Source organism: [Roseibacterium] beibuensis, assembly GCF_039542305.1.
In the GTDB taxonomy this organism is placed as follows: domain Bacteria; phylum Pseudomonadota; class Alphaproteobacteria; order Rhodobacterales; family Rhodobacteraceae; genus Roseibacterium; species Roseibacterium beibuensis.
In genome coordinates, this window is sequence record NZ_BAABHW010000003.1 from 171,415 (window position 1) to 184,547 (window position 13,133).

A 13,133-nucleotide genomic window follows, 5' to 3' on the forward strand; every position below is an offset into this window, starting at 1 on the left:
CACTTAGGCTTTCACGATGATGCGTTCCAGTATGGAACGACGAATTGCTCGGTCAGGCGGTCGCGCGCGTCAAACGTTCTGCTTCCTGCTCAGCGCGGTCGCGAGCCTCCAACTGTCGGAAAACACTCAGGATTCCTTCACCACGCACTATCGGGCGCGGGTCGGGATGGGCTGCTGCATCAACAAGAAATGCAACCTCGGGCAAGGGTTTGGCATAGACCACGGCGCTTTCCGGCATGACCGACACCCAGGCTGCGCGCATGACGGACAGGCCCAGCAGGCCCATCTTGTGGCGCCCCGTCGTGCAGACCCTTTGAGAGATCGAGTCGTAGCCGCGCCGGGCAAGCTTGCGGCCAATCGCGTCGTAGCAGTGGCGCGCGGCGAATATGCCGGGGCGTGAGGCCAAAGGCAGGCGGCGTATCCCGGGCTCGGAGCGGTGATAGAGGCGGTTGGCCTCGGCCAGCAGGCGCTTGACCATGGACCGGATTTGCGGCGTGGGCCGCGGGTCGGCAAAGAAGGCGTCCTCATCCAGACCGATCTCATCCAGCCATTCGGTCGGAAGATACAGGCGGCCTGCGCGCGCGTCCTCGCCGACATCGCGGGCGATATTCGTCAGTTGCATCGCAACGCCAAGATCGCAGGCCCGCGACAGTGCGTGTTCATCCCGCACCCGCATCAGGACGCACATCATCGCCCCCACAGCGGCGGCGACGCGGGCGGAATAGCTCCGCACCTCGGACAGGGTGGCATAGCGCCGCTCGATCCCGTCCCATGCCAACCCTTCGAGAAGCGCCTCGGGCAAGGCGCGGGGCATGTCGAATTCTTCGATGATAGCCGCAAAGGCCCGATCGGCCGGCGCATTCCGGGGCGTGCCCGCATAGGCCAGATCGAGACGGTCGCGAAGGTCCAGCACGGCGGCAGGCTTGTGCTCGCCGAAATCGACCTCGTCATCGGCGAGACGGCAGAAGGCGTAAAGCGCCAGGGCCGGATCGCGCACCGAGGCCGGCAAAAGCTTGGACGCGGCATGGAAGGAGTAGGACCCTTCGCGGATCGCCTCTCGGCAATGGTCGAGATCGGCCGGATCGATCATTCGGCCGCGACCTTCAAGGGACGGCTGATGGGCCGTGGCGCATCCGGCACCAACTGCGTCAGCACCTCGGACGATGTCACAACCGACGGAATACCGGCACCGGGATGGGTGCCCGCGCCCACGAGGAAGAGGTTTTCCAACTCTTCCGAGATGTTGTGCGGACGGAACCATGCCGATTGGAAGATGCGCGGTTCAAGGCTGAACCCCGATCCGTGCGGCGCCAGGTAGCGCGTGCCAAAGGTTTCGGGAGTAAAGATTTCGCTTGCCGAAAGACGCTCTTCGAAGCCGGGGATCAGTTTGCGGTCGAGCACGCTTGCAACGTTCTGGCGATAGGATTCGCAGGTCTCTTCCCAGTTCACCGCGTTCTCACCGTGCAGGTTCGGCACGGGCGACAGCAGGTAGAAGGTGTCATCGCCGTCGGGTGCGGCACTCGGGTCGGTGACCGTGGGCCGGTGCAGGTAGACCGACATGTCATCGGCCAGCTTCTCCTTGATGAAGATGTCGTGCAGCAGGCCCTTGTAGCGCGGGCTGTTGAGGATGGTGTGATGGCCGATATCGGGCCACATCTCGCGCGTGCCGCGCGTGCCGAAATACCAGACGAACAGGCCCATCGACCAACGCGAGCGGTTCAGACGCATGGGCGTCCAGCGTTTCTTGGTGCGTTTGCGCAGAAGTTTCTCGTAGGTCGTGCCGGGATCGGCGTTCGACACCACGATATCCGCCGTGAGGGCGCGCCCGTCTTTCAGGATCACACCCGTGGCGCGGTCGCCCTGAGTCGTGATTTCGTCCACCTCGGCCTCTTGCAGGATTTGGCCGCCCTGGTCGCGGATCACGTTCGCCATCGCGTCGGCCATCGCCTGCACGCCGCCCATGGCGTAGTGCACCCCGAATTCCTTTTCGAGGTGGCTGACAAGAATATACATCGACGTCACGTTGACCGGATTACCGCCGATGAAAAGCGGATGAAAACTCAGCGCCATGCGCAAGCGCGGATCGCGCACGCGGGCGGCGGCATGGCCATAGACGGAGCGGTCTGCACGAAGCCGGACGAAACCCGGAAGCTCCTTGATCAGGTCCATCAGCTTGTTCATGGGGCGCCGGCCCAGCCCTTCGAACCCGAACAGGTACCGCGCCTCGCTATCCTTGAGGAACTTCTCGTAGCCCGGCACGTCGGAGGGAGAGAGGCGACGCACCTCTTCGATCATGGCCTCTTCGTCCTGGCGCACGGCGAAGTGGCTGCCGTCATCCCAACGGATCTCGTAGTAGGGATCGACGGGGCGCAGATCGACATCCTTGTCGAAGTCGCGCCCGCATTCCTGCCAAAGCTGGCGGAACACCTGCGGCACGGTCACGATGGTCGGGCCAAGGTCGAATCGATGCCCGTTCTGAGTGATGGAGGAGCCGCGCCCCCCGGGCCGATCCAACCGGTCGACTACGGTGACTTCATAGCCCTTGGCACCCAGCCGCATCGCGGCCGAAAGGCCACCCAAACCGGCACCAATGACAATGGCCCGCGACGGGACGGAGGGAGAAGAGTGGTCGCTCATGGCCTCGGCCTCATACTGTCTAGTCAGATTTACAATATGCGATACTGCGCGGATTTGCCAAGGCTTCGGGCAATTGAATATTCTTTTCATGCCGCGGCATATGTGTCAGGATAAGTTGACACATGGAGAGATCGGCCATGCAATCCGTAACGTTGAGCCTTTTTCGCTTCGGGTCCGTCGCAGCGCGGCTATGGGCTTTTGGTCAGATGGCCACTGCCAGATTCGCGTTGAAAGCGATCCCGGAAATTCAAACCTTCAAGCTCTGCGGCTCCGGCTCGGGAGAGGGGTTTACCCCGATTCCCAACACCGCCGTCTACGCGATCCTGGCGACATGGCCGGATCACGACACCGCACGGCGCGCCATGCACGGACAGCAGGTCTTCCGCCGCTATCGCGAGATGGCGGATGAGACGATGACCATCTTCCTGACCCCCGCCAGCGCGCGCGGGAAATGGGGCGGAAAGGAACCGTTCCAGCCGCAGGATATCGAGGTCGGCGAACCCATCGCCGCCCTGACCCGCGCGACCGTGAAACCCAAGGTCGCCCTCAAGTTCTGGGGTCAGGTGCCCGATATTTCCAAGGTCGTCGGCAAGGATCCGAACGTCATGTTCAAGATCGGCATCGGCGAGGTGCCCTGGGTGCAACAGGTCACGTTCTCGATCTGGCCCGATAAAAAGACCATGGCCGAATTTGCCCGCCATGACGGGCCGCACGCCCGCGCCATCAAGGCCGTCCGCGACGGCCAATGGTTCAAGGAAGAACTTTACGCCCGGTTCCGTGTCGATGCCGTAGAAGGCGAGTGGGAGGGACAGACCCCTTCCCTGACCGAGAAACCGAAAACCGCCACACCAGACCCGATCGAGGTAGCCGCAGAATGACCCAACCCGCGACGACGGGACCTTTCCCGTTCTCCGCCATCGTTGGCCAGGACGACATGAAACTGGCCATGATCCTCACAGCAATCGACCCCGGTATCGGCGGTGTCCTCGTCTTCGGGGACCGTGGCACTGGCAAATCGACCGCCGTGCGGGGCCTAGCCGCCCTGCTTCCGCCGATCAAGGCGGTGGCCGGGTGCCCGGTGAATTCTGCCGCCGAGGGGGACGTGCCCGACTGGGCACAGGTGCATGACCATTCCATCGTCGAAAAGCCGACGCCGGTTGTCGACCTGCCCCTCGGCGCGACCGAGGACCGGGTCGTCGGCGCGCTCGACATCGAAAAGGCCCTGACACAGGGCGAAAAGGCGTTCGAACCCGGCCTGCTGGCCAAGGCCAACCGCGGGTATCTCTATATTGACGAGGTCAACCTGCTGGAGGATCACCTTGTCGACCTGCTTCTGGACGTGGCGCAATCCGGCCAGAACGTTGTCGAACGCGAAGGTCTGTCGATCCGCCACGCGGCGCGCTTCGTCCTCGTCGGCTCGGGCAACCCCGAAGAGGGAGAGCTGCGGCCGCAGCTTCTCGATCGTTTCGGCCTGTCGGTCGAGGTCGAAAGCCCCAAGGATATCGACACGCGCATCGACGTGATCCGCCGCCGCGACGCCTATGACCGCGATCAGGCGGCCTTCCTTGCCGATTGGCATGACGCCGACATGACCCTGCGCGCCCGGATCGTCACCGCCCGCGACGCGCTGGCCCGCGTCGATGCCGATGACAGCATCCTGCGCGATTGCGCCGAGCTTTGCATCGCGCTTGGCTCGGACGGGTTGCGGGGTGAGTTGACCTTGCTGCGTGCCGCCCGCGCCCTCGCCGCGTTCGAGGGCGATCCGGCCGTGACCCGTGACCATGTGCGCCGTGTGGCGCCCAGCGCCCTGCGCCACCGGTTGCGCCGCGATCCGCTGGACGAGGCCGGGACCACCACGCGGGTCACCCGCACGGTGGAGGAGGTGCTGGCGTGAGCGCCGGCGAAGAGCGCTGGCAACGGGCCAACCTTGCGCTGGCCTGCTTTGCGCTCGACCCTGCTGCATTGGGCGGGATCTGGCTACGCGCCCGTGTCGGGCCTGTTCGCGACCGGTTCATGCAAGGTCTCGACCTTGCGGTGCGGGGTCGAAACACACGCCGCCTGCATCCCAATATCGGGGACGATGCGCTGTTCGGGAGTGTCGACCTCGCCGCAACGCTGGATAGCGGCACGCTGACGAAAACACGCGGTTTGCTCGAAGAACCGGGGCTGTTGATCCTGCCCATGGCCGAACGCGCGAAATCGGGTCTGGCCGCCCGGCTTGCCGGGGCATTGGACGACAGGCGCGGGTTGTCTTTGGTTGCCCTCGATGAGGGGGCCGGCCCCGAAGAACGCATCCCACACGCGCTGGCGGATCGGCTCGCGATTCATCTCGATCTGTCGGAACAGAGACTGTCCGATGCGCCCGATCTCGCCATCGACACGGATGCCCTTGTCGAAGCACGGCGCCTTCTGCCCGACGTGACCGTTCCCGAAACGGCGATCTCGGAACTGGCCGAGGTGGCCATGCGGCTTGGTGTTTTGTCCCTGAGGGCGCCGTTGCAGGCGCTGGCCGTGGCGCGCGCCTCGGCCGCCTTGTCCGGCGAAACCGAGGTGGACGAACCCGACCTAATCACGGCCATTGAATTGGTCCTCGCCCCGCGCGCGACGCAGTTCCCCGAAGCGCCGCCGGAGGAGGCCGAGGAGCCCGAAGACCCACCCGAACCAGACACGCCAGACGACGCACCGGACGAAGCCAGCGACGAGGACGAAACCCCGCCCCTTCCAACCGAAATCCTGTTGGAGGCGGCGAAGGCCATGCTGCCATCGGACCTGCTTGCCCGGTTGGAAGCCGGTCGCGCGGCGCGCAACGCGCCGGGGGCCAGTGGCTCTGGCGCATCGAAAAAGGGCAACCGGCGCGGGCGGCCCATGCCATCGCGTGCTGGTCGCATGGGCGGCGAGGCGCGGGTGGATCTCGTGGCGACACTCCGGGCTGCGGCGCCCTGGCAGCCCCTGCGCCGTCGGGCGACGGGGATTCCCGATCGCATTCATGTACGGATGTCCGATATCCGTATCCGCCAGTTCGAGGAAAAATCCGACCGCGCGATCATCTTCGTCGTCGACGCATCGGGGTCGTCCGCTCTGGCACGACTTGCCGAAACCAAGGGCGCGATCGAGCTCTTGTTGGCCGAGGCCTATTCGCGGCGCGATCACGTCGCCCTTGTCGCCTTCCGCGGGGACGGGGCCGAGGTTTTGCTGCCTCCGACCCGGTCTCTGGTTCAAACCAAGCGCAGGCTGGCGCAGCTGCCCGGCGGGGGTGGCACGCCGCTCGCCTCGGGTCTCAAGGCCGCACTCGATCTTGCGGAACTGGCGCGCAGCAAGGGCCTGACACCCTCGGTTGCGCTGCTGACCGACGGCCGCGCCAACGTTGACCTGACCGGGACCGCCAACCGCGCGCAGGCGTCCGAGGACGCGACGCTGATGGCCCGCGCCCTGCGCGCAAGGGGCATGCCGGGCCTTGTCATCGACACCGGTTTGCGGCCAACGCGCGGCCTCGATGCCCTCGCGCTTGACATGGGCGTGCCCTACCTGCCCCTGCCCCGCGCCGACGCCAAGGCCGTGTCCGCCGCTGTCGAGACCGCGCTGGATCCGGCATGACCGCAGACTACCCGCCGACCGACTGGCCTTTTCACGAGGCCAGCAGCATCGTGCCCGTCTCTCCGCATCGGTGGCATGTGCAGGATTTCGGAACCGGCCAGGACGCGCTTTTCCTGCACGGGGCGGGTGCATCTGCCCATAGTTGGCATCGTATCGTGCCCTTCCTACAGTCGGGATTCCGCATGATCGTGCCTGATCTGCCCGGTCACGGCTTTACCCGCAGCCCGCGCGGGCGGGCGCGCCTTCCCGATGTGGCCCGCGATCTTGGCGCGCTACTGGATCACCTCGGCGCGACCCCCAGGATCATCGTTGGACACTCCGCCGGGGGCGCCATCGCGCTGGAAATGGTTCGCCTCGGCATCGCCAAGCCCGACAGAGTGGTTGTCGTGAACGGTGCGCTGGAAAACTTCCGCGGTCCGGCGAGTTGGTTGTTCCCGATCATGGCCCGGGTCATGGCGCTGAACCCGCTGACCGGCTTTCTGCTTAGCAGCGGGTCGCCATCGCAAGTTCGGGGCCTGATCGGCGCGACCGGAACCGAGCTGGATGATGAGGCGCTTGCCCATTATCAACGCCTGATAAAACGCCGCTCTCATGTCGATGGGACCATGGCCATGATGGCGCAATGGTCGCTGGATGAATTGAGCCGGTCACTGGGCCAGATCCAGTGCCCGACCCTGTTCGTCCATGGCGAGGATGATCAGGCGGTGTCGGTCACCGTCGCCGAACGCGCCGCACGCGCCATGCCCCACGCCAAACTGCACGTCTTGTCGGACGTTGGCCATATCGCGCAGGAAGAAGCGCCCGAGGCTGTTGCAAGGGAAATCCTGACCTTCGCGGAACCCGCAGCGGTCGATTAACAGGCAAAAAACAAAGGGGCGGCCCGAACAGGACCGCCCCTTTCAAAATATCTTGCTCAGCGTGATTATTCTTCGCTGGGCGAAAGCGACGCAAGGTATGCGTACAGGTTGAGCGCATCTTCCTCGGTGCGGACACGGTAAGTCATCGCGCCACGCAAGCTGTTGTCACCCATTGTCTCACGAATGAAACCGGTCGGGTCCATCACATAGGCGACGAAGTTTTCTTCGGTCACCATGATGCCGGCTTCATTCAAGGCCACGAAACCGGGCGACCAGCGAAAGCCTTCGACTTCACCAAAGGTCTCACCGGGCACGCCGTAGAGGTTCGGCCCGACGCGGGCGTTACGGCCGGCCAGGGTTTCGCCTTCGTCATTCACCACGACATGGCAGGCGACACACTGACGGAAAGCGGCTTCGCCGGCTTCCGGATCGCCCGATGCGCCGTGAGCTTCGGCGAAAGCCACCGGTGCGGTCAGCATGGTCACGGCTGCGGCGAGGAGAATCTTGCGGGTCATTTAGGTCTCCCTTCTGAAACGGTCCCGGGGCATATAACTAGGACTGGACCACTAGGGTCCAGCCCTTTTCGTCAAGTTTCCGTGACTCTTGGCTGCGTCAAGCAACCGCGTGGGAGATGGCGCACTGCTTCCAGAGGGTTTTCAGCGCCATGACGAGGTATTCGATATCCTCGTCGGTATGGAGCGGACCCGGCGTGAAGCGCAGGCGCTCGGTTCCCTTGGGCACGGTCGGGTAGTTGATCGGCTGCACGTAGATTCCGAACTGGTCCATCAGGATGTCCGACAGCATGCGGCACTTGACCGGGTCCTTCACCATCACCGGGATGATGTGGCTGGGATTGTCCACATGCGGAATGCCCTCGGCATCCAGCCGGGCGCGCAGGCGGGAGACCTGGCGTTTCTGCATGTCGCGCTCGTAGGAGCTTTCCTTGAGATGCCGGATCGACGCCGTTGCGGCGGCCGCGACGGCGGGCGGAAGGGCCGTCGTGAAGATGAAGCCGCTGGCGAAAGAGCGGATGAAATCCACCAGCGCGTGGCTGCCGGTGATGTAACCGCCGACGCAGCCATAAGCCTTGCCAAGCGTGCCTTCGATCAGGGTGATGCGATCCATCAGGCCTTCGCGTTCCGCCACACCGCCGCCGCGCGGGCCGTACATGCCGACGGCGTGAACCTCGTCGATATAGCTCATTGCGCCGTGCTTTTCGCAGACGTCGAGGATCTCGGCGATGGGTGCGATGTCGCCATCCATCGAATAGACCGACTCGAAGGCGACGATCTTGGTCGCGTTCGCGGGCAGCGCGGCCAGCTTGCGGTCCAGGTCTTCGGGGTCGTTATGCTTCCAGATGCCCTTTTGGGCGCGGGAATGGCGGATGCCTTCGATCATTGACGCGTGGTTCAACTCGTCCGACAGGATCACCGCGTTGGGCAGGCGCGAGCCGAGGGTCGACAAGGCGGCCCAGTTCGACACGTAACCAGAGGTGAAGAGCAGGGCGGCTTCCTTGTTGTGGAGGTCGGCCAACTCTTCTTCCAGACGCTTGTGATGCCAGGCATTGCCCGAGATGTTGCGCGTGCCGCCGGCGCCGGTGCCGCAGCTGCGCACCGCATCGACCATGGCCTGCACCACCTTTGGGTTCTGGCCCATGCCGAGATAGTCGTTCGAACACCAGACCGTCACGTCGCGCTTGCCCTCGTCGTGGTGGTTCACGACCTTGGGAAAGGTTCCGCATTGGCGCTCAAGCTCGGCGAAGATGCGGTAGTTGCCCTCATCTTTCAGTTGCTCCAGCTGGGCCTGGAAAAGTGCATCAAAACTCATCGGGCGTCCTCGCTCTGTAGTATCGCTTGGGTTGGTGTTGGGCGCTCGGGAAGCATCCAGCGCCAAAGTTTCTCGTCCGGCAAAGGCAGGACCATGAACCAATGTTCAAGGAGCGCCAGGACCGTCAGGGCGGTCAGCAGGGCGAAACCGACGATGTCGGCCGCCCCGTCCGAGGCCCAGATCCGCTCCAGCCAGCAGGCCGCGGCAAAGCTCAGGCCCGTGATCGAGATCGGGAACAGCCAGTTCATCCGCGCGGTACGGAAATGGCTGGGAAGATGGTTCAAAGGTTCGGGAATGAACTCGACGTTGATCTTGCGCACGCCCAGGTAGAGGTTCAGTTTCGCACTGATCCGGGCGAAGAAGAGAACGCCAAAGGTCCAGAGGCCGAACTGGTTCTCGGCCCCGAAGGACAGCACGATCATCGCCACGAACAGCGCCGCAAGCAGCATCTCGTGATAGGCGATCGTACCCCAGGCGCGGATAAACCGCTCCCATTCCGGCAGACCGTCTTGCATCGGCACGCGCACCGGGCCGGTGATCACCCCGGTCAGGAAGGCCAGTTCCACCCAGCCCCAAAGCGCCAGTGCGGCCAGAAAGGCCACGTAGACCCCGGCAACACTGGAATCGTTCAGCGTGTCGATGTAGCCCGCCCCGCCCAGGACGAGGAAAGGCAGGTTCATCAGAACACACCAGAGCCGCGCATGCGCGCCCTCGCGGTCCGCGCGCCGGACCGCGAGCAGGATCACCCCGGTGGAGAACCACCAGAGGAACAGGGCAACAAGGCCCGCGATCCAGGGAGAGCTGAGCATCAGTATGCGGGCTCCAGACGGGTGGATTCCGGCACGCGGTGCTGGATCGCCGGAATGGTGTAGAGGCTGACAAAGGCGGCCGCCGCGCGAGCCATTGCGCCCACGCGCTTGAAGATGTTGCCGCTTTCCTTGGCCTCGGCGATATTCACATTGGCCCGTTGCAGCGCCTTCAGGCCCTTTTCCCAGCGCGGATGCTCGATATCCAGAGTGATCGGGAAGACCTGCTTGGAGATCTCCGAAGTCTTGGTGAAGACCTCATGTGCGTACCAGTCCGGGTCGACCCCCAATGCCTTGTGGAAGGCCGGACGCTGGTGGTCGCGGACATACATGGTGGAATAGACCGCCGTCAGGAAGAACTTGATCCACAGCACATTGATGCCACTGGTCAGCTTGGGGTCAGTCTTCATCAGCAGGGCGAAAGCCTCGCCATGGCTGAACTCGTCGTTGCACCACTCCTTGAACCACTTGAAGATCGGGTGGAACCGATGCTCTGGGTTCGCCTCAAGGTGGCGGTAGATCGTGATGTAGCGGGCGTAGCCGATCTTTTCCGACAGGTAGGTGGCGTAGTAGATGAACTTGGGCCGGAAGTAGGTGTACTTCTTCTTCTGCGTCAGGAAGCCGAGGTTCACGGCGATCCCCGCCTCGCGCAGCGCATCGTTGATGAAGCCGGCATGGCGCGCCTCGTCGCGGGCCATCAGCTGGAACAGCGTGACGATGTCCTCGTTGTTGCCGCGGCGCTTCATCTCCTTGTAGAGGACGCAGCCCGAAAACTCGGCCGTGCAGGACGAGACCAGAAAATCGATGAACTCGGCCTTCAGCTTGGGCTCCATCCCGTCCCAGTCGATATGGTCCCAGTCCTCGTTCTTCTTGAAATGGCCCTTGTTCGGGTCCGATTGCATCTGGTCGATCAGCTTGTCCCAATCCTCGCGGACGGGCGAGACGTCGATCGCATCCAGTTCGTCGAAATCGGTGGTGTAGAACCGCGGCGTCAGAAGGGTGTTCTGCATCGCCAGCGCGGTCGCGCCCTCGCTATCGACGATGGCCTTTTCATAGTTCTGAGCGGCCATGGCCTCTTCGACGGTCGAGGCGTCAGCGGAATGAGCGAGATCCTTCATACCGTCACCTCTTCGGAAAAGCTGAATTCACACAGCTCCATGAACTCGAAATCGCCGGTGGCGCGGGTCCAGAGCTGTTCGAGTTTCGACGCGCGGGTGATGCGGGCCATGCGCTCTTCACGAACGACTTCGCCATAGGGGGCCATCACGGGCGGGCCCTTGACTTGCACCTCGTCGCCCGGATTGATCGTGGCGCCGTTCAGGAACTTCACATGCGCATGCAGGCTGTCGAAGCAGTGGCTGACTTCGACCACGCAGGGCACGGTCTCATAGTCTCGGGTCAAGAGGCCCATCGGTCATTCCTCCAGGAGGCGGGCAAAGACCGCCTCGTTATCCGCTCCGAAACCGACAAGTTCGGCCCGGAAATCGGTGTAGTCATCACGAAGCCCGATGCGCCCGTCTGAAAAGCGCACCAGCCGGATCGGCTCGGATGCATTGAGGCCAACGGCCCCGCGTTCGCGTTCCAGCACGCGATAGATACCAGCGACAAAGCCCCCTTCTTCGGCGCTCAGGCTGGCAATGACATTGCCGTCCCCGTCCAGCACGCGCGCGGACCCGTCCATCTGTCCGAAGATGCGGATGACGCGCTCCTGCACGACCGGCACTTCGCTGACAGGCGGCGGTGTCGCCTCCAGCGGGCGATCGGTCAGCCGCGCGTAGGTGACGATCAGCAATACGCACAGACAGAGGATGAACATCGCGCGCACCAGGATGGTGGGCACCATCTCCTTGTCGCGCTTGACGAGTTTGCCTTCTTCACGGGCTTGGGTCGTTGCCATGGATCAGTCCCCCTTACTCGGCCGCGACAGGGCCGTGGCCCGCCGCATGCTGGGTGTTCGAGGTCACCTCGACCACCGGGTGGGACACTGCCGTGGCAGCGGCCTCGGACAGGATCTCGGCCACCTTCTTCGCCTCGGGAATACAGCGCAGCGCGGGCTGCGTGTTCTTCATTTTCCACGGACGAACATGGGGCCATGTGTTCAGATAGGAGGGGCGGAACCCGCTCTCTTCGGTCAGTTCCAGCGCGATCGTGCCGGTGCCATCGCGGCGCAGTCCGAGACTCGCGTTCACGACCTGGCGGAAGGGCAGGTTCAGCGTCACGGTCAAAGCAGCGCCGATACGCATCGCCACGCGCTTGTTGGTGACCGTGTACATGGTCGTCTTGGCCTGGATCAGGCCCATGATGATCAGGAGCAGGCAGACAAACCCGCCCAGGACCAGGAAGAACGAGGCCGCCGTTGCGCTGTCGATCCAGCTTTCGGTGGCGGCCCCGCTGATGGTACGCCAGGCGAACAGGAAGAAGAAATACCCCGCGACCCACCAGAAGCTGAGGGACTCTTTCGTCAGCGCCCACCAGTCGGGTTGGCCCTGCCAGAGGATGCGTTCCCCCTCGGGCAGGTTCTCGGGAAGACCACGGACGGGCTCGGTCTGAAAGTCGTCGTGGGACATGGGATATTCTCCTTCCGGTCGTTGGATGTCGTCCGCCGCGTCAGAGCAGCGGATCGACCCGGTCTTGCGAGGCGTAGAGGGTCCCGCCGCCATAGTAGGTCGAGATCTTCTCTTCCTCGAGCTTGGTCACCTGGTTGGGCGACTTGGTGACGGGCACATTGGCGAAGTGTTTGCCGTAGACGGCGTAGACCTTCACCTTGCTCGGCCAGATCCGGCAGAACTGGATCGGGATCAGGCGGTTGCCGCCGCCATGGGCTTCGTCGAGCTCGATTTCGAGGTAACGAACGACGCTCTCGGGCGCGTCGACCCACAAATCGGTGACGGTGCCGACGGTTTCGCCATCACCGGCCACAAGCGGCAGGCCGCGCGGATCGAACCCGGCCGACACGCGGTAGGACTCGGTCTGCCCCATCGGGACGATCTTGGGATGACCATGCCCGTCGAGTTCCGGCACGTCGGCGCGCGGGGCCCAGGCTGCCGGTCCGACCCCATCGACCATCGGGTCGCCGGTGGGTTCGTACGGGAAGCCATTGGCCACTGCGGTCCGCTCCATCGCGAGGTTCTCGCGACGGTGGGCCGCCTCGTTCTCGGGCGACGGCATCACGACCTCGCCGCGGCCATGCGGCAGGACGTAGGTCTTTGCATTGGGAACCGGGAACGGCCCCTGGTTGGGGGCGGCGGTGCCGTCCTCGTTTTCGAGGGGGTAGCCCTCGCGCATGTTTTCCGTCTGCAGGTAATAGATCAGCAGAGCGAAGAAGATCCAGAAGAGCCAGATCGACAGGCTCGCCAGATCGAAGTTGCCGAAGAATACAGCTTCCATTGGACTTTCCTTTCCTTTCGGCGGT

General features: G+C 63.8%; 14 protein-coding genes. 4 read left to right on the top strand and 10 right to left on the bottom strand.

All coding sequences use genetic code 11. From position 1 onward, the window contains the following. Positions 1-52 precede the first annotated feature (52 nt). A complete protein-coding gene (crtB, locus tag ABD923_RS12290) occupies positions 53-1,090 on the bottom strand; it encodes a 15-cis-phytoene synthase (protein ID WP_259548681.1) in 1,038 nt (345 codons plus the stop codon). Beyond that, on the bottom strand, positions 1,087-2,637 hold the full coding sequence (locus ABD923_RS12295) for a phytoene desaturase (RefSeq protein WP_259548678.1): 1,551 nt from the start codon (positions 2,635-2,637) through the stop codon (positions 1,087-1,089). The genes crtB and ABD923_RS12295 overlap by 4 nt, the downstream gene beginning before the upstream one ends. A 137-nt stretch (positions 2,638-2,774) precedes the next feature. On the opposite strand from ABD923_RS12295, the gene crtA reads away from it, so the two are divergent. The 4 genes from crtA to bchO are packed head-to-tail and all read left to right on the top strand — an operon-like array spanning position 2,775 to position 7,088. Continuing rightward, the gene (gene crtA, locus ABD923_RS12300) at positions 2,775-3,515 is read left to right on the top strand and encodes a spheroidene monooxygenase (RefSeq protein WP_259548677.1); all 741 of its coding nucleotides are present in this window, start codon (positions 2,775-2,777) and stop codon (positions 3,513-3,515) included. Further along, positions 3,512-4,531, top strand: a complete 1,020-nt coding sequence (gene bchI, locus ABD923_RS12305; protein ID WP_259548675.1) for a magnesium chelatase ATPase subunit I — start codon at positions 3,512-3,514, stop codon at positions 4,529-4,531. Before crtA ends, bchI begins: the two co-directional genes overlap by 4 nt. After that, positions 4,528-6,231, top strand: coding sequence for a magnesium chelatase subunit D (locus ABD923_RS12310; protein ID WP_259548673.1), 1,704 nt, complete (start codon positions 4,528-4,530; stop codon positions 6,229-6,231). The genes bchI and ABD923_RS12310 overlap by 4 nt, the downstream gene beginning before the upstream one ends. Continuing rightward, positions 6,228-7,088 (top strand): alpha/beta fold hydrolase BchO, encoded by an 861-nt coding sequence (gene bchO / locus ABD923_RS12315; protein ID WP_259548671.1) that lies wholly within the window; start codon positions 6,228-6,230, stop codon positions 7,086-7,088. Before ABD923_RS12310 ends, bchO begins: the two co-directional genes overlap by 4 nt. A gap of 65 nt (positions 7,089-7,153) precedes the next feature. Here the strand turns inward: bchO and ABD923_RS12320 are convergent, their stop codons facing one another. The 8 genes from ABD923_RS12320 to puhA form a co-directional block, all read right to left on the bottom strand. Continuing rightward, positions 7,154-7,603 (bottom strand): c-type cytochrome, encoded by a 450-nt coding sequence (locus tag ABD923_RS12320; protein WP_259548670.1) that lies wholly within the window; start codon positions 7,601-7,603, stop codon positions 7,154-7,156. Between the two features lie 97 nt (positions 7,604-7,700). After that, the gene (hemA, locus tag ABD923_RS12325; RefSeq protein WP_259548669.1) at positions 7,701-8,915 is read right to left on the bottom strand and encodes a 5-aminolevulinate synthase; all 1,215 of its coding nucleotides are present in this window, start codon (positions 8,913-8,915) and stop codon (positions 7,701-7,703) included. Beyond that, positions 8,912-9,724: a putative photosynthetic complex assembly protein PuhE gene (gene puhE, locus ABD923_RS12330; protein ID WP_259548668.1), complete on the bottom strand. Its 813-nt coding sequence runs from the start codon at positions 9,722-9,724 to the stop codon at positions 8,912-8,914. Before puhE ends, hemA begins: the two co-directional genes overlap by 4 nt. Next, complete coding sequence (gene acsF / locus ABD923_RS12335) at positions 9,724-10,839, bottom strand: magnesium-protoporphyrin IX monomethyl ester (oxidative) cyclase (RefSeq protein WP_259548667.1); 1,116 nt, start codon at positions 10,837-10,839, stop codon at positions 9,724-9,726. The genes puhE and acsF overlap by 1 nt, the downstream gene beginning before the upstream one ends. Then, positions 10,836-11,132 carry a hypothetical protein gene (locus ABD923_RS12340; RefSeq protein ID WP_025311371.1) on the bottom strand — a complete coding sequence of 99 codons (297 nt, stop codon included), beginning with the start codon at positions 11,130-11,132 and terminating at the stop codon, positions 10,836-10,838. The genes acsF and ABD923_RS12340 overlap by 4 nt, the downstream gene beginning before the upstream one ends. 3 nt (positions 11,133-11,135) lie before the next feature. After that, positions 11,136-11,618 carry a photosynthetic complex assembly protein PuhC gene (gene puhC, locus ABD923_RS12345; RefSeq protein ID WP_259548665.1) on the bottom strand — a complete coding sequence of 161 codons (483 nt, stop codon included), beginning with the start codon at positions 11,616-11,618 and terminating at the stop codon, positions 11,136-11,138. A 13-nt stretch (positions 11,619-11,631) separates the two neighbouring features. Further along, positions 11,632-12,288, bottom strand: a complete 657-nt coding sequence (gene puhB, locus ABD923_RS12350; protein WP_259548661.1) for a photosynthetic complex putative assembly protein PuhB — start codon at positions 12,286-12,288, stop codon at positions 11,632-11,634. Between the two features lie 40 nt (positions 12,289-12,328). After that, the gene (gene puhA, locus ABD923_RS12355) at positions 12,329-13,108 is read right to left on the bottom strand and encodes a photosynthetic reaction center subunit H (RefSeq protein WP_259548660.1); all 780 of its coding nucleotides are present in this window, start codon (positions 13,106-13,108) and stop codon (positions 12,329-12,331) included. Positions 13,109-13,133: the final 25 nt, after the last annotated feature.